This is a genomic window from Pseudoalteromonas sp. UG3-2 (assembly GCF_037120705.1).
Classification (GTDB): domain Bacteria; phylum Pseudomonadota; class Gammaproteobacteria; order Enterobacterales; family Alteromonadaceae; genus Pseudoalteromonas.
The window spans coordinates 2,745,204-2,766,302 of record NZ_JAWLJU010000002.1; the positions used below are offsets into that span (position 1 = coordinate 2,745,204).

At 47.1% G+C, this 21,099-nt stretch carries 22 protein-coding genes and 4 tRNA genes; 20 read left to right on the top strand and 6 right to left on the bottom strand.

Features of this window, described 5'->3' with window-relative positions; all coding sequences use genetic code 11:
- Positions 1 to 29: 29 nt before the first annotated feature.
- From thiC to R3P39_RS15365, 6 genes are all read left to right on the top strand, one after another.
- On the top strand, positions 30 to 1,982 hold the full coding sequence (gene thiC, locus R3P39_RS15340) for a phosphomethylpyrimidine synthase ThiC (protein WP_336568532.1): 1,953 nt from the start codon (positions 30 to 32) through the stop codon (positions 1,980 to 1,982).
- A gap of 111 nt (positions 1,983 to 2,093) precedes the next feature.
- Entirely contained in the window at positions 2,094 to 3,107 is a 1,014-nt protein-coding gene (locus R3P39_RS15345) for an FAD-dependent oxidoreductase (RefSeq protein ID WP_336568533.1), read from the top strand.
- Entirely contained in the window at positions 3,104 to 3,301 is a 198-nt protein-coding gene (gene thiS, locus R3P39_RS15350) for a sulfur carrier protein ThiS (protein WP_336568535.1), read from the top strand. Before R3P39_RS15345 ends, thiS begins: the two co-directional genes overlap by 4 nt.
- A gap of 2 nt (positions 3,302 to 3,303) precedes the next feature.
- Positions 3,304 to 4,101 (top strand): thiazole synthase, encoded by a 798-nt coding sequence (locus tag R3P39_RS15355; RefSeq protein WP_336568536.1) that lies wholly within the window; start codon positions 3,304 to 3,306, stop codon positions 4,099 to 4,101.
- Between the two features lie 24 nt (positions 4,102 to 4,125).
- Positions 4,126 to 5,649: a thiamine phosphate synthase gene (thiE, locus tag R3P39_RS15360; RefSeq protein WP_336568538.1), complete on the top strand. Its 1,524-nt coding sequence runs from the start codon at positions 4,126 to 4,128 to the stop codon at positions 5,647 to 5,649.
- Positions 5,642 to 6,388, top strand: coding sequence for a HesA/MoeB/ThiF family protein (locus tag R3P39_RS15365; protein WP_336568539.1), 747 nt, complete (start codon positions 5,642 to 5,644; stop codon positions 6,386 to 6,388). The genes thiE and R3P39_RS15365 overlap by 8 nt, the downstream gene beginning before the upstream one ends.
- A 48-nt stretch (positions 6,389 to 6,436) precedes the next feature.
- Here R3P39_RS15365 and asd read toward each other — a convergent pair whose 3' ends face one another.
- Together asd and rsgA are read right to left on the bottom strand one after the other, a co-directional pair.
- Positions 6,437 to 7,306 carry an archaetidylserine decarboxylase gene (gene asd / locus R3P39_RS15370; protein ID WP_336568540.1) on the bottom strand — a complete coding sequence of 290 codons (870 nt, stop codon included), beginning with the start codon at positions 7,304 to 7,306 and terminating at the stop codon, positions 6,437 to 6,439.
- Between the two features lie 87 nt (positions 7,307 to 7,393).
- Positions 7,394 to 8,446, bottom strand: a complete 1,053-nt coding sequence (gene rsgA, locus R3P39_RS15375) for a small ribosomal subunit biogenesis GTPase RsgA (RefSeq protein WP_336568542.1) — start codon at positions 8,444 to 8,446, stop codon at positions 7,394 to 7,396.
- 161 nt (positions 8,447 to 8,607) lie between these two features.
- Here rsgA and orn point away from each other — a divergent pair, with 161 nt between their 5' ends.
- The 14 genes from orn to alr all read left to right on the top strand — a co-directional run bounded on the left by orn (position 8,608) and on the right by alr (position 16,955).
- Positions 8,608 to 9,153, top strand: coding sequence for an oligoribonuclease (orn, locus tag R3P39_RS15380; RefSeq protein WP_336568543.1), 546 nt, complete (start codon positions 8,608 to 8,610; stop codon positions 9,151 to 9,153).
- 247 nt (positions 9,154 to 9,400) lie between these two features.
- A tRNA-Gly gene (locus tag R3P39_RS15385) sits at positions 9,401 to 9,476 on the top strand.
- A gap of 194 nt (positions 9,477 to 9,670) precedes the next feature.
- Positions 9,671 to 9,746, top strand: a tRNA-Gly gene (locus R3P39_RS15390).
- A gap of 195 nt (positions 9,747 to 9,941) precedes the next feature.
- A tRNA-Gly gene (locus tag R3P39_RS15395) sits at positions 9,942 to 10,017 on the top strand.
- Positions 10,018 to 10,133: 116 nt separating this feature from the next.
- Positions 10,134 to 10,209, top strand: a tRNA-Gly gene (locus R3P39_RS15400).
- 205 nt (positions 10,210 to 10,414) lie between these two features.
- Positions 10,415 to 10,756 carry a 30S ribosomal protein S6 gene (gene rpsF, locus R3P39_RS15405; protein ID WP_023400735.1) on the top strand — a complete coding sequence of 114 codons (342 nt, stop codon included), beginning with the start codon at positions 10,415 to 10,417 and terminating at the stop codon, positions 10,754 to 10,756.
- A gap of 38 nt (positions 10,757 to 10,794) precedes the next feature.
- Complete coding sequence (priB, locus tag R3P39_RS15410; protein WP_010368809.1) at positions 10,795 to 11,124, top strand: primosomal replication protein N; 330 nt, start codon at positions 10,795 to 10,797, stop codon at positions 11,122 to 11,124.
- An 11-nt stretch (positions 11,125 to 11,135) separates the two neighbouring features.
- Positions 11,136 to 11,363, top strand: a complete 228-nt coding sequence (gene rpsR / locus R3P39_RS15415) for a 30S ribosomal protein S18 (RefSeq protein ID WP_002962753.1) — start codon at positions 11,136 to 11,138, stop codon at positions 11,361 to 11,363.
- Positions 11,364 to 11,398: 35 nt separating this feature from the next.
- Complete coding sequence (gene rplI / locus R3P39_RS15420; RefSeq protein WP_336568563.1) at positions 11,399 to 11,851, top strand: 50S ribosomal protein L9; 453 nt, start codon at positions 11,399 to 11,401, stop codon at positions 11,849 to 11,851.
- 530 nt (positions 11,852 to 12,381) lie between these two features.
- Positions 12,382 to 12,933, top strand: a complete 552-nt coding sequence (locus R3P39_RS15425) for an RNA polymerase sigma factor (RefSeq protein ID WP_336568564.1) — start codon at positions 12,382 to 12,384, stop codon at positions 12,931 to 12,933.
- Entirely contained in the window at positions 12,926 to 13,405 is a 480-nt protein-coding gene (locus tag R3P39_RS15430; protein ID WP_336568565.1) for a hypothetical protein, read from the top strand. Before R3P39_RS15425 ends, R3P39_RS15430 begins: the two co-directional genes overlap by 8 nt.
- A 10-nt stretch (positions 13,406 to 13,415) precedes the next feature.
- A complete protein-coding gene (locus R3P39_RS15435; RefSeq protein WP_336568567.1) occupies positions 13,416 to 14,354 on the top strand; it encodes a DUF4097 family beta strand repeat-containing protein in 939 nt (312 codons plus the stop codon).
- 123 nt (positions 14,355 to 14,477) lie between these two features.
- Positions 14,478 to 15,857, top strand: coding sequence for a replicative DNA helicase (gene dnaB / locus R3P39_RS15440; protein WP_336568568.1), 1,380 nt, complete (start codon positions 14,478 to 14,480; stop codon positions 15,855 to 15,857).
- Positions 15,858 to 15,878: 21 nt separating this feature from the next.
- On the top strand, positions 15,879 to 16,955 hold the full coding sequence (gene alr / locus R3P39_RS15445; protein WP_336568570.1) for an alanine racemase: 1,077 nt from the start codon (positions 15,879 to 15,881) through the stop codon (positions 16,953 to 16,955).
- Here alr and R3P39_RS15450 read toward each other — a convergent pair.
- From R3P39_RS15450 to R3P39_RS15465, 4 genes are all read right to left on the bottom strand, one after another.
- Entirely contained in the window at positions 16,940 to 17,371 is a 432-nt protein-coding gene (locus R3P39_RS15450; protein WP_336568572.1) for a secondary thiamine-phosphate synthase enzyme YjbQ, read from the bottom strand. The genes alr and R3P39_RS15450 overlap by 16 nt on opposite strands.
- 13 nt (positions 17,372 to 17,384) lie before the next feature.
- Entirely contained in the window at positions 17,385 to 17,861 is a 477-nt protein-coding gene (locus tag R3P39_RS15455) for a chemotaxis protein CheX (protein ID WP_336568574.1), read from the bottom strand.
- Positions 17,862 to 17,939: 78 nt separating this feature from the next.
- Positions 17,940 to 18,374 (bottom strand): transcriptional repressor, encoded by a 435-nt coding sequence (locus R3P39_RS15460; protein ID WP_336568575.1) that lies wholly within the window; start codon positions 18,372 to 18,374, stop codon positions 17,940 to 17,942.
- 96 nt (positions 18,375 to 18,470) lie between these two features.
- Positions 18,471 to 20,927, bottom strand: coding sequence for an EAL domain-containing protein (locus tag R3P39_RS15465; RefSeq protein WP_336568577.1), 2,457 nt, complete (start codon positions 20,925 to 20,927; stop codon positions 18,471 to 18,473).
- Between the last annotated feature and the right edge of the window lie 172 nt (positions 20,928 to 21,099).

Here is a 21,099-nt window from a genome sequence, read left to right on the forward strand (position 1 = left end):
CACCTTTTAATAAAAAGTAGAGGGACGTCATGTCAAATAAAAGTAGCAAGTTAAGTCGTCGTGAGTCGCGTGAAGCCGCGGCAGAGTTTATCCATAATTTAACCGGCCAGCCTTTTCCCAGCTCGCATAAAGTCTATGTCGAAGGTCAGCAAACGGGTGTGCGCGTGGGGATGCGTGAAATCACTCTGAGCGATACCTTTGTGGGCGGCACAGAAGAAGAGCCGGTGTTCGAACCTAACGATCCAATCCGAGTGTATGACACTTCCGGCCCCTATACTGACCCTGAAATCGATATAGATGTGCGCAAGGGCTTAGCAAAGTTTCGGGAGCGCTGGATTTTAGAGCGAGACGATACCGAATTACTCGACTCAGTTACATCGCAGTTTTCACAGCAGCGCATGGCCGATGAAGGTTTGGATCACATTCGTTTTGAGCACTTGCCGAAAATTCGCCGAGCAAAAGCTGGGAAAAACGTTACCCAGATGCATTATGCCCGCCAGGGGATCATCACCCCAGAAATGGAGTACGTAGCCATTCGTGAAAACATGGGCCGTGCTGAATTACGCAAAGAAATACTAGAGCAGCAACACCAAGGGCAGTCATTTGGTGCCAGCATTCCGGAGTTTATTACCCCTGAATTTGTACGCGATGAAATTGCTCGTGGCCGCGCCGTACTACCTAATAATATTAACCACCCAGAAACTGAGCCGATGATCATTGGTCGCAACTTTTTAGTGAAAGTAAACGCCAATATTGGTAACTCTTCGGTGAGCTCTTCCATTGAAGAAGAAGTGGAAAAAATGGTGTGGTCGACGCGTTGGGGCGCCGATACTGTGATGGATTTATCTACCGGTCGTTACATTCACGAAACCCGAGAGTGGGTGGTGCGTAACTCACCAGTTCCGGTTGGCACCGTGCCCATTTATCAAGCGCTGGAAAAAGTGAATGGGGTGGCCGAAGATCTGACTTGGGAAGTGTTCCGCGATACCTTAATAGAGCAAGCGGAGCAGGGCATTGATTACTTTACTATTCATGCTGGGGTATTACTGCGTTATGTACCCATGACGGCAAAGCGGGTGACTGGTATTGTCTCTCGTGGTGGCTCAATTATGGCGAAATGGTGTTTGGCTCACCATAAAGAAAACTTCCTCTATACCCACTTTGAAGAGATCTGTGAAATTCTTAAGCAATACGACGTTTGCTTCTCTTTAGGGGATGGCCTGCGTCCGGGCTCGATTGCCGATGCCAACGATGAAGCCCAATTTAGTGAGCTGCGCACCCTAGGTGAACTGACGAAAATTGCTTGGAAACACGATGTTCAGGTGTTTATTGAAGGCCCAGGTCACGTGCCAATGCACAAAATCAAAGAAAACATGGACGAACAGCTTAAGCACTGTGATGAAGCGCCGTTTTACACTTTAGGGCCACTGACCACAGACATTGCACCGGGTTACGACCACTTCACGTCAGGTATTGGGGCGGCGCAAATTGCTTGGTATGGTTGTGCTATGTTGTGTTATGTCACGCCGAAAGAGCACCTCGGCTTGCCCAACAAAGAAGACGTTAAAGAGGGCCTGATCACCTATAAGATTGCCGCTCATGCCGCCGATTTGGCCAAAGGCCACCCTGGCGCCCAAGTGCGCGATAACGCCTTGTCTAAAGCGCGCTTTGAATTCCGTTGGCACGACCAATTTAACCTTGGTTTAGATCCGCAGCGCGCACGGGAATACCACGATGAAACCTTGCCGCAAGAGTCTGGCAAAGTGGCGCACTTTTGCTCCATGTGTGGACCTAAGTTCTGCTCGATGAAAATTACCCAAGACGTTCGTGACTATGCCAATGCGTTGGAAGCCAAAGGCATTGATCCCAACAAACTGGGGGAAGAAATTGAGATCCAAATGGTGGATGTCGAAGCTGAAATGCAAGCCAAATCAGAAGAGTTTGTAAAGTCAGGTTCTGAGCTTTACCACAAAGCAATTTAATCGCGAGCTACTTTTCACTTGGCTTAGTAACGACTTATATAGTGGCATGCGGCAGCTGCCTTTAGCGAATACCGCACTCTGTGTAAGTGGTTGCTACAAAGGAGAAAAACTATGTCGAGGCAAGCAAAGGTTGCCATTTTAGGGTTTGGCTTAGTGGGGCGGGTTGCCGCACTGATGTTGGCCCCACGTTATCGGCTCAGTGTCTTTGAACAAAGTGCCGAGTCACAGCAAAGTAGTGCCGGCAGTGTCGCCGCAGCCATGTTGGCGCCACTCGCCGAGTCGGTGATGTGTGACGCTAATCTGGCTGAAACGGGGCTCAGAGCGATGGATTTATGGCCGCCGTTGTTGCAGCAGCTCGACACTCCGGTTTTCTTTCAGCAGCAGGGATCGTTAATCGTGGCTCACGGTCAAGATAAAGGCGATCTTCGCAGCTTTGCCCAGCGTCTCAAACCGTTGCAAGGGCATGAGCCTCAAGCCCTCAATAGCCAACAAATTACAGCGCTTGAGCCGGAATTATCTGGCACCTTTCATCAAGGGTTGTACTTACCTTGTGAAGGGCAATTAGACAACCAAGCATTTTATCGCAGCAGTTATCAGACGCTAAAAAACAGCGGAGTTGAGATCCACTTTTCTCACCCTTGTAACAGCCAACAAATCGCACAGCTACGGCGTGACTACGATTGGGTGATTGATTGTCGTGGCCTTGGTGCCAAAGATGAGCGACAAGGGCTCAGAGGGGTGCGTGGTGAAGTCGCTCGGATTTATGCACCAGAAGTGAGTCTGAACCGCCCAGTGCGCTTGATGCACCCTAGGTATCCAATTTATATTGCGCCTAAGCCTGAGCACCAATTTGTCATTGGGGCAACGGAAATTGAGTCGCAAGACTCGGGCGATATTACCGTGCGTTCGACCCTAGAGTTGCTTTCTGCCGCGTATTCTGTGCATCGTGGTTTTGCTGAAGGGCGCGTGGTTTCGTTGTTGGCGGGACTGCGGCCCGCGTTTCAAGATAATCATCCAAAAATTGAACGGCAGGAGAATCTAATCAGTATCAATGGTTTATATCGTCATGGATACTTGTTGGCACCGGAAATTGTCCGCCAAGCACTGTCACAGGAGTTATTATGAAAGTTGAATTGAATGGCGAAGAGATCCACCTTCATCGCTCACAAAACATTGAAGAATTTATTAGCGCCAGAGGTGCCCAGCCTCCTTATGCGGTGGCACTTAATGGCACTTTTGTTTCTCGTACCGAGCTTGCCAGCACCATGCTCAATGATGGTGATAAAGTTGAGCTGTTATCGCCTATTCAAGGAGGCTAGTTATGTCAGTGAGTACTGACGCGCCGCTTACCATTTATGGCGAGCAGTTTAACAGCCGCATGCTGATTGGCTCTGCGCTCTACCCTTCGCCTGACGTGATGCAATCTGCCATCACGGAATCTGGGGCTGAGATTGTCACGGTCTCCCTCCGGCGCCAACAAAGCCAACACGCTGGTGACGACTTTTGGTCGTTAATCAAAGAGCTAGGGCTAATGGTATTGCCTAACACCGCAGGCTGCCACAGTGTTAAAGAGGCGGTGACATTGGCGCAAATGTGCCGTGAGGTATTTGAAACCGACTGGATTAAGTTGGAGCTTATTGGCGATGAATACAATTTACAGCCCGATCCCATCGCTTTATTGCAAGCAAGTGAAATTTTACTGCAAGATGGCTTTAAAGTATTGCCCTATTGCACAGATGACTTGGTCTTGTGTCAGCGCTTAGATGCCCTAGGGTGTGAAGTGTTGATGCCATGGGGTGCCCCCATTGGCACAGGTAAAGGGCTATTAAACCCTTATAACTTGCGTACCATCCGTGAACGTCTACCCCATCAAACGTTAATCATAGACGCTGGCTTAGGGCTGCCTTCTCATGCTTGCCAGGCGCTTGAGCTCGGTTATGATGCGGTGTTATTGAACTCAGCGGTGGCTGGCGCTGGCTGCCCAATCACTATGGCGGGCGCTTTTAAAGCCAGCGTTAACGCTGGGCGTTTATCTTATTTGGCCCAAGCGATGCCGGAAAAAGAGGTGGCAACACCTTCGACCCCCACCATGGGGATGCCATTTTGGCAGCATAATTAACCTATAAATGCTAAGGAGTTTTCATTGTCTCATATCGTATGGAGTATTGCGGGTTCTGATTCAGGGGGGGGGGCAGGTATCCAAGCGGATCTAAAGGCAACCCAAAGCTTCAACGTGCACTGCTGTACCGTGATAACCGCGTTGACAGCACAAAATAGCTTAGGCGTTGAAGCGCTTAATCCAGTAGCAACGGATGTCATTGAGTCGCAGCTAATGGCGCTGGCTCAAGATATGCCGGCGGCAGTGATTAAAATTGGCATGCTCGCCAATGTGCAACAAATCCAATTGATTGCTGAACACCTGTCACATTATAAGGCCACATGGTCTGTGCCGCCGGTGATTGTTTACGACCCCGTGGCGATTGCAACCAGCGGCGATTCATTAACTGAAGAAGACACCGTAGATGCACTAAAAACCCATTTGCTGCCTTTAGTGGATGTGGTTACGCCGAACACCCATGAAACCCAGTTGCTTACGGGAGTGTACTTAATTGGTCCCAGTGCAGTAAAAGAGGCGGCTGCCAAGCTGCGTGACTTTGGTGCCAAGTCGGTGGTTATTAAAGGCGGGCACTGGGACTATCCAAAAGGATATTGTATTGATTATGCCACGGATGGTGACAACGAGTATTGGCTCGGCAATGAAAAAATTCAAACTCCACACAGTCACGGCACCGGATGCAGCTTGTCATCGGTGATGGCTGCGTGTGTGGCCAAATCATACCCATTCAAAGATGCGTTTATTTTGGCCAAAGCGTATATCAATGCCGGACTAAAAGCGGCACGACGTTATGGGGAAGGGGTCGGGCCTGTGGCGCATACTGGTTTCCCTGTGACGCTGGATGATTACCCGCAAGTAATTGAAGCCGGCTCTTGGTTGGCAGATGAACTTGAGTTTGCACTGCCTGAAGAGTTTAACTTTGCTGCGGGGTTTGCCAGCATTGATGAACCAATGGGGCTTTATGCTGTGGTAGACAGCGCAGACTGGGTAGAGAAGTGCCTGGCCTTAGGGGTGGATACAGTGCAGTTAAGGATAAAAGATCCACAACAAGCCAATCTTGAAGCGGAGATAGAAACAGCCATTGCCCTGGGGCAAAAATACGCTGCGAAGGTGTTTATTAACGATTACTGGGAGCTGGCGATTAAGCATGGAGCGTATGGCGTTCATTTAGGCCAGGAAGACATCGATAAAGCCAACCTAATTGCTATTCAAGAGGCAGGGTTACGCTTAGGTGTGTCTACTCATGGTTTTTATGAAATGTTGCGTGCCCATAACTATCGCCCCAGTTATTTAGCGTTTGGTGCCATTTATCCTACTGCCACTAAAGATATGACGGGGCAGATCCAAGGGCTAGAGAAGCTATCGCAGTTTGTGCCGTTGATGGCATCCAGTTACCCCACCGTCGCCATTGGCGGAATAGATTGCGAACGAGCTGCGGAAGTTGCGGCCACTGGAGTATCGAGCATTGCGGTGGTGAGAGCGATAACTGAAGCGCAAGACCCTGAGCTTGCCGTTGCGACATTAAAGCAGGCCATGGCCGATAATGACTGAGTTGAATGATAAAGAGCGGCTACGCTACAGCCGCCATTTACTCTTAAAGGAAGTGGGAGAGCAAGGTCAGCTGAGGTTAAAGCAGGCCCATGTGGCCGTGGTCGGTTGTGGTGGCCTAGGTAGTCCAGCCTTATTCTACTTGGCAGCCAGTGGCATAGGAAAGCTCACATTGATTGATGACGATGAGGTTGAGCTGTCTAACTTACAGCGGCAAATCTTGTATAAGATTAATCATTTAGGACAAGCGAAAACACAAGCTGCAAGCAAAGTGCTGGCAAGCTTAAATAATGAAATTACCCTTAACCCCGTGGCTTCTATGCTCAGTGAGCAGAATATTGCTGATTTACTTAACCAAGCCGATGTTGTGCTCGATTGCAGTGATAACTTTGCCACACGGTATTTACTCAATCGCTACTGTGTAGAGCAGAAAAAGATATTGGTTGCCGGCGCAGCAATAGCCACTGAAGGTCAGTTGATGTGCTTTGACTTTCGCCATGAGTCAGCCTGTTATGAGTGTATTTTTCCTTCAGGTGCAGCAGCGGCGCCGCAGAACTGTGATAACTTTGGCGTACTGAGCCCATTACTTGGGATCATCGGGGCCAAGCAAGCCATGTTGGCCATCAATACGCTATTAGGCCATCATCAAGGCAGTTTATTTATGTGTTTTGATGGTATGAGTTTAAAGCAGCGTCAGCTTCATCTGAGCAAAGACGCAAGTTGTGCTTGCTGTGGTCAATAACGGCAAAGGTGGAAGGTGGCTTGAGCGTTACCACTCAAGCCAAAGGGATTACTGATTGTGGATTTTTGCAAACGGCGTACCCATACGTGTGACCGTTTCAGGTTGTTCGCCGTCTAAAAAGTCTGCTTGATTTGCACCCCAAGCTAAAATAACAGTCGAGCCGAGTTTAAAGCGACCCATTTCTTCGCCCTTTTTCAGGGAAATGGCATTATCGCCGCTACTTGGGTAAGTCCAAGTAAAGACACTTTTACCAGCTGGTGGCGTCACTGTGCCTGCCCAAACGGTTTCTATGCTGGCGACAATGGTGGCACCCACCAGTACCATGGCTAACGGGCCAATTTCGGTATCAAAAATGGCGACCACTCGCTCGTTTCTAGCGAAGAGGTTAGGGACGTTTTGCGCCGTTAACGGGTTGACCGAGAATAAGTCCCCAGGCACGTAAGTCATTTTACGTAAGGTACCATCAATAGGCATGTGGATACGGTGGTAATCTTTCGGTGCTAGATAAATGGTGGCAAACTTACCGCCTAAATACGGGGTAACGTCTTCTTCTTGTCCACCTAACAGAGTTTGTAGGCTGTAATCATGGCCTTTAGCTTGAATAATTTGACCATCAACCACTTCACCTAGTTGGCTAATGGCGCCATCTACTGGATGGGCAATGATGTCTTGCTGCTCAGCTAGCGGGCGAATGCCTGGTTTTAACGGCCGCGTGAAAAACTCATTAAAGCTCTTATAGTGAGCCGGATCTTCATGCAATGCTTCGCTCATATCGATGTTGTACTGCTTGATAAACAGCTTAATAAGCTTGGTGGTTAATGCACCAGCTTCGGCTGCGGCGAGTTTGCCTACTAAGCGTGATACTGCATGCTTAGGCAGTGCGTATTGCATGGCAATTTTAAGTTTATCCAAGTTCACGGTTTTACGTTCCTAATTGGTTAGCTCTGTTACTGGCAAAGTTCCAGTCACTGTGTTGCGCGTCAATAATGAGCAAGATAAATTTTATCAGACTCTAGGGGCTCGCGCACCTGCTCGGCCATCGGCCATGGATTCTAAAATACGATGGTAACTGTCGTAACGCAGCTCGCTGATTTTTCCTTCGTCCACTGCCTCGCGAATTAAGCAGCCTGGATCGTTAAGGTGCTTGCAGTCTCGAAAGCGACAGCCACCAATAAACTCGCGGAACTCTTTAAAACACCAAGTCACTCGTTCTACCTCTAAATGCCATAAACCAAACTCACGGATCCCTGGGCTATCAATCAAGTTACCACCGGAGGGCAGGTGGTGTAGTCTCGAGACCGTGGTGGTGTGCTGCCCGAGGCCGCTATTCTCTGATACTTCTTTAGTGAGGATATCGGCATCCGGTAAAACTGTATTGACTAATGTGGACTTACCAACGCCTGACTGACCGACAAAAATATTGTTGTTGTCTTTAAGGAGAGATTTAAGCTCATCAATGCCTTGTTGGGTTTCATTACTTACTAGTAGCACGCGATAGCCTAGGTCACGGTAAATATCTAAGATATCGTCGACATACTCGAGCCCTTCTTGGTCGAGTAAATCGATTTTATTCAGCAGTAGAATGGGTTCGATGCCCATATCTTCACAGGCCACTAAGTATCTATCGATGATCTGTGGAGTAAACTCTGGCACCACGGCAGAAACCATAATAATTTGATCGATATTGGCGGCGACCACTTTGACGCCATCATAAAAGTCGGGGCGAGTCAGTTGGCTACGGCGCTCGTGCACTGCTTCTATTACGCCTGCTAAGTCTCCTTCACTAACTTTGGCACGGCGGAATAATACTTCGTCACCACAGACTAGGCTGGACACCGTGCGACGAATATTACAACGCAATATTTCTTGGCTGTGGGTCTCAATATCGGCGTGTTGGCCAAAACGACTGATCACTACGCCTGCTTCAGCTGGCCCCAGATTATCATTTTGCCATGAAATATCAGGTGCTTGCGTGTTTTTAGCAGTGCTGATGCGTTTTTGTTGATTGGCTCTGATCCTACGGGATTGGCCCTTACTGAGTTTTTTTTTCTTTGCCATGTCTATAATCTGTTTAAGCTATGGGGTGCAGAGCGTTCAAAATTAGGCTATAAATCAATAAAACGCCGCGCAAGGTAAAAAAAGCTTTAGGTCGAGTGTTGAAACTAATATGATATATCTAATTGCATTGGATCTAAAGGAAAGTACCGCTAAGGTAATGTATGTCTTTTCATGAATCAAATTTGATCTGGCTCGACCTCGAAATGACGGGGTTAGAACCAAAAACAGATAGAATCTTAGAAATCGCGACGGTGATCACCGACGGTGATCTTAATATCCTAGCTGAAGGTCCTGTTGTGGCAATTCATCAAAGCGATGAGTTACTGGATGGCATGGACGAGTGGTGCACCAACCAACATGGTCGCTCTGGGCTTACTGCACGTTGTAAAGCAAGTCAGTTCACTGAAGCGGATGCAATTAAGCAGACATTAGACTTTCTAACCGAATGGGTACCACCTGGTGCATCACCTATGTGTGGTAATTCAATTGGTCAAGATCGTCGTTTTCTTAACAAGTACATGCCAGAGCTGGAAGAGTATTTCCATTATCGCAACTTAGACGTTAGTACAATTAAAGAGCTTGCGCGACGTTGGAAACCTGAACTGTTAGACGATATTAAGAAGAAAAGCTCCCACCTTGCCCTTGATGACATTAAAGATTCCATTATGGAATTAAAGGTTTATCAGGAAAAATTCTTCAAAGTCTAAAAAAATACTTGCAAAGCAAATATTATCTTGTAGAATCCTGCCCCGCTTGAGAAGACAAGCCCTGCGGGGTTTTCAGGCTTTTAAGATGCGGCACTAGCTCAGCTGCTACAGGTGATAGACGCGACCTTGTCTTTGTTACCGACAACACAATGAGCTAATTATGGAATGCGGCACTAGCTCAGCTGCTAAAGGTGATAGACGCGACCTTGCCTTTGTTACCGACAATACAACGAGCTAACTATGGAATGCGGCACTAGCTCAGCTGGTAGAGCGCGACCTTGCCAAGGTCGAGGTCACGAGTTCGAACCTCGTGTGCCGCTCCAAACACTTTCTTATGTGTATAACTAAACTTTTGTGATGCGGCACTAGCTCAGCTGCAGTAGGTGATCAACGCGACCTTGCTTTGTTACCAACAAATCTAGAGCTAAATTTTGTGATGCAGCACTAGCTCAGCTGCTACAGGTGATAGACGCGACCTTGCGTAGTTACCGACAATTTGAGAGCTAAAAAATGTGATGCGGCACTAGCTCAGCTGGTAGAGCGCGACCTTGCCAAGGTCGAGGTCACGAGTTCGAACCTCGTGTGCCGCTCCAAACACTTTCTTAGGTGTATAAACTAAACTTTTTTGATGCGGCACTAGCTCAGCTGCAGTAGGTGATCAACGCGACCTTGCGTAGTTACCAACAAATCCGGAGCTAAAAAATGTGATGCAGCACTAGCTCAGCTGCTACAGGTGATAGACGCGACCTTGCGTAGTTACCGACAATTTGGGAGCTAAATTTTGTGATGCGGCACTAGCTCAGCTGGTAGAGCGCGACCTTGCCAAGGTCGAGGTCACGAGTTCGAACCTCGTGTGCCGCTCCAAACACTTTCTTAGGTGTATAACTAAACTTTTGTGATGCGGCACTAGCTCAGCTGCAGTAGGTAATCAACGCGACCTTGCCTTTGTTACCAACAAATCCAGAGCTAAAAAATGTGATGCGGCACTAGCTCAGCTGGTAGAGCGCGACCTTGCCAAGGTCGAGGTCACGAGTTCGAACCTCGTGTGCCGCTCCAACTTTCCTTTTATTCATACCTTGTAATACTGCTCAGATACGTTCAGATATATCGCCTTATTCCACCGTTTTTTTGCAATAAACTGATTGCTTAATTTTAGCACTACGCGTAAAATACGCGCTCTTTCGGCCCAACAATTATCGTTCCTTGCCTTAACCCGACTGGCCGAAACGGGACAAGGCTATATTAACCGTAAGGAATATCCATGCGTCATTACGAAATCGTATTCATGGTTCACCCAGACCAAAGTGAGCAAGTACCTGGTATGATCGAGCGTTATACTGGTTCTATCACTGAAGCTGGTGGTACTATCCACCGTCTAGAAGACTGGGGTCGTCGTCAACTGGCATACCCAATCGAGAAGCTTCACAAAGCACACTATGTTCTATTGAACGTTGAAGCACCTACTGAAGTAATCAACGAGCTTGAAACTTCTTTCCGCTACAACGATGCAGTACTACGTAACCTAGTTATGCGTACTAAGAATGCAGTAACTGAAGCATCTCCTCTTGCTAAAGAAGAGAAAAAAGAAGCAGCTTCTGCTTAATCGTTGTTGAGTTCGGATTTGACTAACCTCTTGAGGTAATGGTGAGTAATCAGGTTGACCTGTATACTAATCAATATCTGCTTTCGGGCGTGATTTGTAAAACACCAAAATTTAGTCAAAGCCCAGCTGGGATCCCACACTGCATATTTGTGCTAGAGCATAAATCAATGCAGCTAGAGGCAGACCTAACCAGAAACGCTTACGTGCGTATCCAAGTGGTTGCCAGCGGTGAACAGTTCCGAAACCAAACAGAGCATTTATACGTTGGGCAAGCATTACAAGTTCGCGGTTTTATCAATCGCCACGAGAGTCGAAACGGCTTGAGTCAACTGGTTTTGCACGCACAACATATTGAAAGAATTAATTGAGGAAATTACTCATGGCACGTTATTTCAGACGTCGTAAGTTCTGCCGTTTCAAAGCGGAAGGCGTACAACAAATTGATTACAAAGATCTGGCTACTCTTAGAAACTACGTAACAGAAAGTGGCAAAATCGTACCTAGCCGTATCACAGGTACTAGCGCTAAATACCAGCGTCAGCTAGCAACAGCTATCAAGCGTGCTCGCTACCTAGCCCTTCTTCCATACACTGACTTACACAAGTAAGCAGCTGATTACTAGTTTTTAAAAGGTGTAGAGACATGCAAGTTATTCTACTAGACAAAATTGCAAACCTAGGTGGCCTAGGTGATCAGGTTAATGTTAAAGCTGGCTTCGCGCGTAACTTCTTATTCCCTCAGGGTAAAGCAGTTCCTGCAACTAAAGCTAACATTGAAACTTTCGAAGCACGTCGCGCTGAGCTTGAAGCGAAAATCGCTGAAGAGCTAACTGCAGCACAAGCACGCGCAGAAAAATTAGAAGCACTTGCAGAAGTGACTCTAGTTTCTAAAGCGGGTGACGAAGGTAAGCTATTCGGTTCTATCGGTACTCGCGATATTGCTGATGCTATCTCTGCAGTAGGTGTTGAGGTTGCTAAGTCAGAAGTTCGTCTTCCTCTAGGTACTATCCGTGAGACTGGCGAGTTTGACGTAGATATCCAAGTACACGCAGACGTTACAGCTACGATCAAAGTAATCGTAATTGCTGAAGCTTAATAACTAATTAAGCACAAAAAGCCGTGCATGCTAATGCGCGGCTTTTTATTTTTATAGTCTCCAAAATACTACCCAGATACTGTGGGTGACCATTTTTATTTTATACTCCCTAACCCTTGCCATCTCAACTTACTTACTACAACTAATTAGAGAGCAAATGCTCCTACTCACACTTGCAAAGTGTACCTACGGCTCGTGTAGATATTGATGCCGGTGCAAAGTGGCGTCACGGCAACAAGAAGACCGTGGCTTACTAGTTGCTTTGTTGCGCCAGCAACCTTGGCGTGAGCAGCGTTATAGTCCCCTAACAAAATAACACTATGGTCCCCAGCACTTCCTTAGCCAAAGTTGATTTAAGTAGTCCGATAAAAAACTTTTCTTTGCTTTTAAACCTTTCTCGCTTTAGTTGACGTCTAATCCAGTACCAATAAGTTAAGTTAGCAAGTTGAAACAGGCAGTTGAACTTGGGTTGCTTTGTTTGCATCACGGTATGTGCGAAGATTAAGCCGTCAACTCAAAGGATAAAACGCATGATAATTAATGCCAAAGAGGCATTTTCACAAGAACAAACCGATGCGCTAGTGGCGAGGTGTCAGCAAGGGGATCAAAGTGCTTTTCGTACTTTATTCGAGCAACATCATCGGCGAGTGTACGCACTGTGTTTACGTTTACTGGCGGAGCCTGCTCATGCAGAAGATGCATGCCAAGAAGTCTTCGTACAAGTGTGGCAAAAGATTGCGCAATTTCAGGGGCAGTCACAATTTACCACTTGGCTGCACAGTGTCACCAGCAATATCGCCATTAGTTATTTGCGCAAGCAAAAAAACTGGTTACAGAAAGTGGTGAGCTTTGAGCAGTCAGGTCTAGATGAGCAAGCAGCAGCCATGCTGGGCGACCTAAATGGTCTCGATCAGCTTATTGTTCGGTTACCAGAGCGCGCCAGGTTAGTTTTTGTTTTACATGCGGTAGAGGGCTATCGCCATGAGGAAATTGCCAACATGTTAGGTATGGCTGTGGGGTCGAGTAAATCGCAATACCATAGAGCACGAAATTTATTACAGGAGTGGTACAACAATGAGTAAACCCTCATTCGATGAATTTATGCAAAATGCACTGGAACAAAAGTCGCAAGCGCAGCCACAACGCGATTTATGGTCTGGGATAGAGCGTGCGATTAACCAGCCAGCAGCGATTGAACCTACTCCAAGTAGTAATCACTGGCAGAAGTTATCGGGTATTGCAGCATGCACCATTGCCGGGTTACTCGCATGGCAGGTGGTGATGAACCAACCGCAGCAGGACTCGCTGGCTAACATTAGTGCCTTTTTTGAACAGCAAAAGCAGTCTTTATTGGTGCAGTATCAATCGCAACCGGCATTAACATCCGATTGGCAGGTGCAGCTACAGGAACTGGAAGACGCGGAGCAAGCGATTAAATTATCGCTTAAGCAAGACCCAGAAAACGCAGCGCTGTTAAAAATGTTAGCGCAAGTATACCAGCAGCAACTTGACCTAATAAACAAGGTTCATGAGCCACAATGGCAACAAATTTAGGAGAATGAGGATGAGAGCATTACTATTAACCTTAGCGGCATTACCTGCGTTGGCCCTTGCCGGAGAGCAGATAGACAAAGAATTAAACATTCCCAGTGATGGTAAAGTCATTATTGAAAACCAGCGTGGTGATGTAGTGATCAAAACCTGGGACAAAGGCGTGTTTAAGGTCACCGGTGAGTTAGATGACAAAGCAAAAGGCTATCGCCTAGAAAACCAAGGTCAGGTGACCGAATTTATTGTAGAAATGCCTAAACGCTATCAAAGCTGGGGTGGGCGAGGTGGCTCGGAACTGACTATTTTTATGCCGCGCACCAGCGAGCTAGATTTTGAGGGCGTAGTGGTTGATGTGGAAGCGGCGGATTTGCAGGCTGGAGCTCGTATTAAAACCGTGAATGGCAATATCGAGCTGCGCCAAGCCAGTGGCAAAATCACTCTGGAAACGGTGAATGGCGACATTGATACTCGTGACCTTTCTGGCAATATTCAGTTTGAGACCGTAAATGGTGATATTGAAGACATTGACTCTGCGGGTAAGCTGAGATTTAGCGCGGTCAATGGCGAAATTAAGACGCAAACCACAGCCAATGAGCTACGCCTAGAAAACGTCAATGGCGAAGTGGAATTAAGAATGAGTGAGTTAAAAGACCTGAGACTGTCCACGGTAAATGGTGAAATTGAAGTGTATATGGAGACCCTTGCAAGCAACGCTAACCTCAACCTCGACAGTGTCAGTGGCGATATTGAGCTGTACTTCCCGGCAGAGGTATCCGCCCGCTTTGATATTAATGCTCATTCCGGTGGCCGTATTAATAACCAATTGAGCTCAGATCAAGTGAAAAAAGAAAAGTATGGGCCAGCACGTTCATTGGAGTTTGTGTTAGGCGATGGCGATGCCGATGTTGAAATTGATACGGTCAGCGGCAATGTTGAGCTAAAGCGTCAGTAGTCGTGTTTATAGACAAGCTTTCTGAGCTTAAAGCCGGTGTTTTTATAGCACCGGCTTTTTGTTGTTTGCAGTTAATCTGAGACCAGATACAATAGAGGGCCGTCGACCTCTCATTGTTGTGATATGGCTAAATCTGATCTACAAGTTGATACCTTAAAAGTACCACCCCATTCCATTGAAGCCGAGCAATCTGTGCTTGGTGGTTTAATGCTCGACAACGAAGCATTTGACCGCGTGGCAGAATTGGTGGTGTCTCATGACTTTTACACCAGAACCCATAAGTTGATCTTTGAATCGATGGAAAAGCTGGTGGAATTAGGTCAGCCCATCGACTTAATCACCATTTCTGAGAACTTAGAAAAGAATCACCAACTGGAAACGGTAGGTGGCTTTTCTTATTTAGCTGAAATCGCTAAAAACACCCCGAGTGCTGCCAATATTGATGCCTACGCGAGCATTGTACGCGAGCGCGCCGTGGTGCGCGAGATGATTGGTGTTGCCAACGAAATCGCGGAGGCGGGCTTTAACCCTGAAGGGCGTGATAGCCATGAGCTATTGGACTTAGCCGAAAGTAAAGTGTTTAAAATTGCGGAGCAGCGCTCAAAAAGCACCGAAGGGCCGCAAAGCATTCATAACATACTGGAAAAAACCGTCGATAAAATTGAAGAGCTATACCAGTCGCCGCAAGACGGGGTGACTGGGGTGAGCACCGGCTATGGCGATCTGGATAAGATGACCGCCGGATTACAACCTTCCGACTTAGTGATAGTTGCGGCACGACCTTCAATGGGTAAGACCACCTTCGCCATGAACTTGGCTGAGCACGCGGCTATGACCCAAGACAAGCCGGTGCTTATTTACTCTTTGGAGATGCCCTCCGATCAGATCATGATGAGGATGCTGGCTTCACTAGGCCGTATAAACCAGACCAAGGTACGTACCGGGCAATTAGATGATGATGATTGGGCTCGCTTGTCATCCACCATGGGGCTGTTGATGGAAAAAGGCAAAATGTACATTGACGATGCCTCAGGCCTCACGCCAACCGACGTGCGCTCAAGAGCACGACGTATTGCTCGGGATCACGGCGGCATCAGTATGATCATGGTGGATTACCTGCAACTTATGCGAGTACCGAGTTTATCCGATAACCGTACCTTGGAAATTGCCGAAATATCGCGCTCACTGAAAGCCTTGGCAAAAGAGTTAGAATGCCCAGTTATTGCACTATCGCAGCTGAACCGTACCTTGGAGCAGCGGGCAGATAAGCGACCAGTGAACTCCGACTTGCGGGAATCGGGCTCTATCGAGCAGGATGCCGACTTAATCATGTTTATTTACCGTGATGAAGTATACAACGAAGACAGCCCAGACAAAGGCACAGCCGAGATCATCATTGGTAAACAGCGTAATGGTCCGATTGGTAAGGTTAGGTTAACGTTCCAAGGTCAATACTCACGTTTTGACAACTATGCTGGTCCTGCTATGGACGATGAGTATTAATAATTTACAAGAGTAGTAAGCATGCGATTAGCCTGTGCCGAAATTGACCTAACTGCGTTACAAGCCAACTTGAAGCGCACGCAACAGATGGCGCCCAACAGCAAAATAATGGCGGTGTTAAAAGCCAATGCCTATGGTCATGGTTTAGTGAAGGTGGCACAGCACCTTAACGAAGCCGATGCCTTTGCGGTCGCCCGCATTGACGAGGCGCTGGCACTCAGAGCTGGTGGTATCACCAAGCCGATTGTGCTGCTTGAAGGCTTTTTTCATGCCTCAGACTTACCGATTTTATTGGCTAACAACCTCCAAACAATTGTACATAACATTCAGCAACTAGAAGCCATAGAGCAAGCGCAGCTCGATGCTAAACTCACGGTATGGCTTAAGGTGGATACTGGCATGCATCGTCTAGGCGTTGAGCCAAGCGAGTTTTTAGCCTTTCATAAGAGGTTAAAAGCCTGCGCCAACGTTGCCGATACTATTCACTTGATGACCCACTTTGCCTGTGCCGATGATAAACACAATGATCAGACGCAGGTGCAGCAGGCGCTGTTTACTCGTCTCGTCGATACGCTATCTGGACCACTTTGTTTAGCCAACTCTGCAGCGGTGATTGGCTGGCCACAAACCCATGGCGATTGGATCCGTCCTGGGTTAATGCTCTATGGTATATCGCCCATGCAAAATGGCGTAGGCCAGCAGCATGGCTTGCAGCCTGTGATGCGCTTGACCACTAAGGTCATTGCTATTCGGCAGCTAAAAGCCAATAGCCCAGTAGGCTACGGCGGTCGTTGGCAAAGCCCGTGTGATACCCAGTTAGCGATTATTGGCGTGGGTTATGGCGATGGCTATCCACGCCACGCCCAATGCGGCACGCCTGTGGTGATCCGCAATAAACGCTACGGCATTGTTGGCAGTGTTTCTATGGATATGATCAGCGTTGACATTGGCGCCAACCCCGATGGCATTCAGGTGGGCGATGAGGTGGAAATGTGGGGGCCGAACTTAGCGGTGGAAGAGGTAGCCCGCTGCGCAGGCACCATCCCCTATGAACTGCTTTGTAACGTTACGCCCCGGGTGAGCTACGAATATTGCTGACCTTGTAAGGTGGCTATAAGCCGTCTGGCGCCGCCGTGGTCGCGGTGCTCGCCTAGGTAGACCCCTTGCCAAGTACCCAGTTGCAGTTCTCCATTAGCAATAGGCAGCGTCAATTCACAGCCCAGAGTGCTCGATTTGATGTGAGCTGGCATATCGTCATCGCCTTCATAATCATGGCGATAATAGCTTTGCCGTTCAGGCACAAAATGATTAAAGTGGCTTTCCATGTCCATGCGCACGGTAGGATCGGCGTTTTCATTAATGGTTAAACTGGCCGAGGTATGTTGTAAAAATAAATGCAGCAGGCCGACCTTAATCTGTTTAAGCTCTGGTAACTGTTGCAGAATTTCATTATCGACTAAGTGAAAGCCCCGGTTGCGAGGCTTAAGCGTGATGTGTTTTTGTTGCCAAGTCATCAGGAAGTGTACTTTACTGTTGTGCTAGTTTATCGAAGCTGACCTCAATGTTAGCGTTACCATCAGCGGAGGTGAATGGCATAATAAGCTTGGGCCCTTCGCATTTATGGGTAATAGTATGACCTGGGCCTGACACCACAACAGGTGTGGCCATATCAAATTCATAGCCTTTTTCGCCCAATAGATTCTTAGCACCACCGGTGACCATGTTAGTGATTTCACCTACCATGTCAGTGACGTCTTCATTTATGGAGTCTGGTCGTTCACCCAGCATGCGCTCCATAATGGTTAGCGCGAGGCTCTCATCAAACGTGATGGAAAATGACCCCTTGGTTTGTGGACCCACCATACCAATCAGTCCAGAAACATCGCCCTGTGCCACTTCGTCCTTCTTAACCTTGGGCTTACCCGGCGTCAATTCTGTTTGCGCCATCGTGGCTAAGACATTGATTAAAGATGATAAAAAGGGGTTGATGAACTCTACATTCATATTTGATTTCCCTTACGCATTATTTTTTAATTTGCCGTTGTTACTCTTAAGTGTAGAGGGATTTTTGCGCGCTCGCACTTAATCTTTACACTTTTCACAACGACCATGTGCTTCAATGGTTTGCTCTGAAACGATAAACCCCGTCTCAGCTGCTAGGTTATTTAACTCGTGCGAAATCGCACTAGAATGAAGCTCTTGAACGTGTCCGCAGCTGTCGCAGATCAGTAACTGAACAGGATGAATATGATCGAAGTGATGGCAAAGCATGAATGCATTGGTACTTTCAATCTTGTGAATAAAACCTAATTCAGACAGAAAGTCTAACGCGCGGTATACGGTAGCAGGCTTAGCTGCAGATTCGGTAAGTTTTAATTCTTCAAGTAAGTCGTAAGCGCCCACGCCACCTTGCTTTGAGGCCAGTAATCTAAATACTTTTTCTCTGATTGGAGTGAATCTTGCGCCACGGTTATCGCATACTTGTTTAGCTTTACTAACTAGTAGTTCTATATTCATGATTTAAATCCTTACACTGCTCTGCAATACTAACATATTATTTTTATTAGTCTTGTATTTCGCCGATTAATTATTTTACCGGCATGAGCAATGAAACTAGGAGCTCTGCTGTAACTTACTGTGCCGCTCCAGATAATAGTCAGTGAATTCAGAAGAACTTAAAGGCTTGCTAATGAGGTAGCCTTGACCAAAGTCACAATCCAGTTGTTCTAATGTCAAAAGCTGCTCAACGGTTTCAACGCCTTCTGCGACTACGGTCATAGATAAATCATGGGCCATAGTGATAATGGTTTTGACCAGTGCCATTGACTCTGAAGAGCTTTGCATATCATTAATAAAGCTTTTATCGACTTTAAGGACATCAAATGGGAAGTGTCTTAGGTAGTTTAATGAAGAGTAGCCGGTGCCAAAATCATCCAATGACAAAGTCAGTCCCAGACCGTGGAGTTGATCCAACACCGTGCGCGCTTTAGATTGCCCTGAGATCAACACCCCTTCGGTGATTTCAAGCTCGATATGACGTTTGTCCATGGGAATATCGTCGAGCATAGCCGTGACTTTTGCTACTAAACTAGGCTCTTTAAACTGCCTTGGTGATAGGTTAATGGCAATACGAAAACCGGGATGTAAGGTTTGCTGCCAGCTGAGCGACTGCTGAATGGCTTGAAATAGCACCCACTCACCAATGTCAATGATCAAACCACTTTGCTCCGCCACGGGTATAAACTCATCGGGTGAAACTGGACCGAGCTGTTCACTGTGCCAACGCAGTAACGCTTCGGCGCCAAAAATACTGCGGTCTGCGATGTTAAACTGTGGCTGGTAGAAGACTTCAAACTCGCCTTTGTGCAGCGCTACTCGCAATGCTTCTTCTATTTCTAAACGCCGGTTAAGTTGCCGCCCCATGGTTTGATTAAATAAACAGTAGGTGTTGCGACCAAGGTTTTTAGCGCTATACATGGCGGTATCTGCATGGCTCAGCATGTCGGTTGGGGTACGAGCATCGCCGGGGTAGACTGCCACGCCTAAGCTAATGGAAATATTAAACTCGCGCTCCATAACCGCAAGTGGTTGTTGAAATTGCTTAACCAACTTTTCAGCCACTGGTGTTACTGCGGCTACTGACTTAAAACCGCCCATTAAAACAATAAACTCATCGCCACCAAGGCGTGCTACGGTGTCTTGTTTTCTCAAGCTTTGGCTTAACCTATTCCCCGCGGCAATCAATACCTTGTCACCCACTTCATGGCCCAAGGTATCATTAATCTTTTTAAAATCGTCAAGGTCGATAAAAAACACCACCGCCACTTCTTTGTTACGCTCGGCGTCTAGTAATAGTTGCGAGAGACGCTCTAAGGCTAAAAAACGGTTGGGCAAATCGGTTAGGGTATCGTAAAAAGCGTGGTGTAAAATAACCTCTTCTTGACGCTTTTTTTCCGTTATATTGCGCACTGCTATTACTAGCAAGTCGGTATTAGGGATAGGGGACAATCTGGCTTCAAACAGTTTGCTTTGGCCGTCAAAGTCCAGCGAATACTCAAGCTGCGTCATACTGTGATATCGCGTAGACGAGTTAATCGCCTGATTAAACTGCTTAGCGACATGGCTTGGTAAAACTTCTGCTATGGTTTTATTAATAAAACTGTCGGGATCGACATACAAATCTTGCGCTTCACCGGCATGGTACTCAATAATTTTTCCTTCTTTATCAATGATAAAGAATAAATCCGGCAGCGCAGAAAAAATGCCATCAATAAAAGCCTGTCTTTGCCGGAGTTTATCAGTCGCTATGGCTTGCTCTTGCCAGTTTTCTTCCAAGGCTTGCGCCATGGTATTCAATTGCTTTGCTAGCACCGCAAATTCGCCTTTGCCATGTACCTCAGCCCGACTGCCAAGCGACTGTGAGGTGAGTTGTTTGCCAACTTTAATGAGGTAGTTAATAGGGCTGTGAATATAGCGGCGAATAAACACTAATAGGCCTGTTAATAGGGCCATCAACAGCAAAAAAAGCAGTGCTAGCTTAACCGTAAATTGCTGTTCTAGCTCCGCAATGACAGGTGATAAATCATACGTTGCGATTAACTGTAATGGCGCGGTATCAGTGGCATTAAGTGGCTCAATAGTGCGCGTGGCAACTATCGCTTGTTGGGCGGGTAGGTATTGAGTGCTTAAATTGTCTGAATAACCTACTTCTTGCAGCCACTGCTGGTTTTGCCGCTGAGCCAACCAAGTGGCGGCGGCTTGTTTGGTGGGGTTTGAATCTGCCGCAACCAATTGCTTGTTTTGCGCTAAAAAAAGAGTGATATAGCTGGGGTTTTCCAAGTAACTGTTGATAAGCTCCGCTGTGGCACTGTCTTGCAGCGGCTGGTTGCTGATGGCTTTGGCTAAATGGTTAAGCTCGGAACTTAGCTGCAATTGAAACGTAGAGATTAAACGCTCACGTTCGCTGACAAAGGAGGTGGCGACAATAATGAGCGAGAAAAATAAGCAAAAGGCTAGGGTGCCCCAAGTTAACGTTTTCTTTAAGTTAATCGCAATTATTCGATTTTCCATAAATACCTATGCGCGCCTATAAACAAATGTAAATACGGAACTATTACATGGATGCATTCCGTTACAGGCTGGAATGGCAGAGTGTGTTATCGAGTCCGTGAAGTTACCTTAGTTCAGTGTAGTTCAGCACTGCGGTTATGTAGCAATAAAGTCAAAAAACTCAGCAAAAATT

Bases quoted from the DNA above. Each gene is read 5' to 3' on its own strand.
- thiC (WP_336568532.1), top strand. From the start codon at position 30: ATGTCAAATAAAAGTAGCAAGTTAAGTCGTCGTGAGTCGCGTGAAGCC.
- R3P39_RS15345 (WP_336568533.1), top strand. From the start codon at position 2,094: ATGTCGAGGCAAGCAAAGGTTGCCATTTTAGGGTTTGGCTTAGTGGGG.
- thiS (WP_336568535.1), top strand. From the start codon at position 3,104: ATGAAAGTTGAATTGAATGGCGAAGAGATCCACCTTCATCGCTCACAA.
- R3P39_RS15355 (WP_336568536.1), top strand. From the start codon at position 3,304: ATGTCAGTGAGTACTGACGCGCCGCTTACCATTTATGGCGAGCAGTTT.
- R3P39_RS15365 (WP_336568539.1), top strand. From the start codon at position 5,642: ATGACTGAGTTGAATGATAAAGAGCGGCTACGCTACAGCCGCCATTTA.
- rsgA (WP_336568542.1), bottom strand. From the start codon at position 8,446: ATGGCAAAGAAAAAAAAACTCAGTAAGGGCCAATCCCGTAGGATCAGA.
- orn (WP_336568543.1), top strand. From the start codon at position 8,608: ATGTCTTTTCATGAATCAAATTTGATCTGGCTCGACCTCGAAATGACG.
- rpsF (WP_023400735.1), top strand. From the start codon at position 10,415: ATGCGTCATTACGAAATCGTATTCATGGTTCACCCAGACCAAAGTGAG.
- priB (WP_010368809.1), top strand. From the start codon at position 10,795: ATGGTGAGTAATCAGGTTGACCTGTATACTAATCAATATCTGCTTTCG.
- rpsR (WP_002962753.1), top strand. From the start codon at position 11,136: ATGGCACGTTATTTCAGACGTCGTAAGTTCTGCCGTTTCAAAGCGGAA.
- rplI (WP_336568563.1), top strand. From the start codon at position 11,399: ATGCAAGTTATTCTACTAGACAAAATTGCAAACCTAGGTGGCCTAGGT.
- R3P39_RS15425 (WP_336568564.1), top strand. From the start codon at position 12,382: ATGATAATTAATGCCAAAGAGGCATTTTCACAAGAACAAACCGATGCG.
- R3P39_RS15430 (WP_336568565.1), top strand. From the start codon at position 12,926: ATGAGTAAACCCTCATTCGATGAATTTATGCAAAATGCACTGGAACAA.
- R3P39_RS15435 (WP_336568567.1), top strand. From the start codon at position 13,416: ATGAGAGCATTACTATTAACCTTAGCGGCATTACCTGCGTTGGCCCTT.
- dnaB (WP_336568568.1), top strand. From the start codon at position 14,478: ATGGCTAAATCTGATCTACAAGTTGATACCTTAAAAGTACCACCCCAT.
- alr (WP_336568570.1), top strand. From the start codon at position 15,879: ATGCGATTAGCCTGTGCCGAAATTGACCTAACTGCGTTACAAGCCAAC.
- R3P39_RS15450 (WP_336568572.1), bottom strand. From the start codon at position 17,371: ATGACTTGGCAACAAAAACACATCACGCTTAAGCCTCGCAACCGGGGC.
- R3P39_RS15455 (WP_336568574.1), bottom strand. From the start codon at position 17,861: ATGAATGTAGAGTTCATCAACCCCTTTTTATCATCTTTAATCAATGTC.
- R3P39_RS15460 (WP_336568575.1), bottom strand. From the start codon at position 18,374: ATGAATATAGAACTACTAGTTAGTAAAGCTAAACAAGTATGCGATAAC.
- R3P39_RS15465 (WP_336568577.1), bottom strand. From the start codon at position 20,927: ATGGAAAATCGAATAATTGCGATTAACTTAAAGAAAACGTTAACTTGG.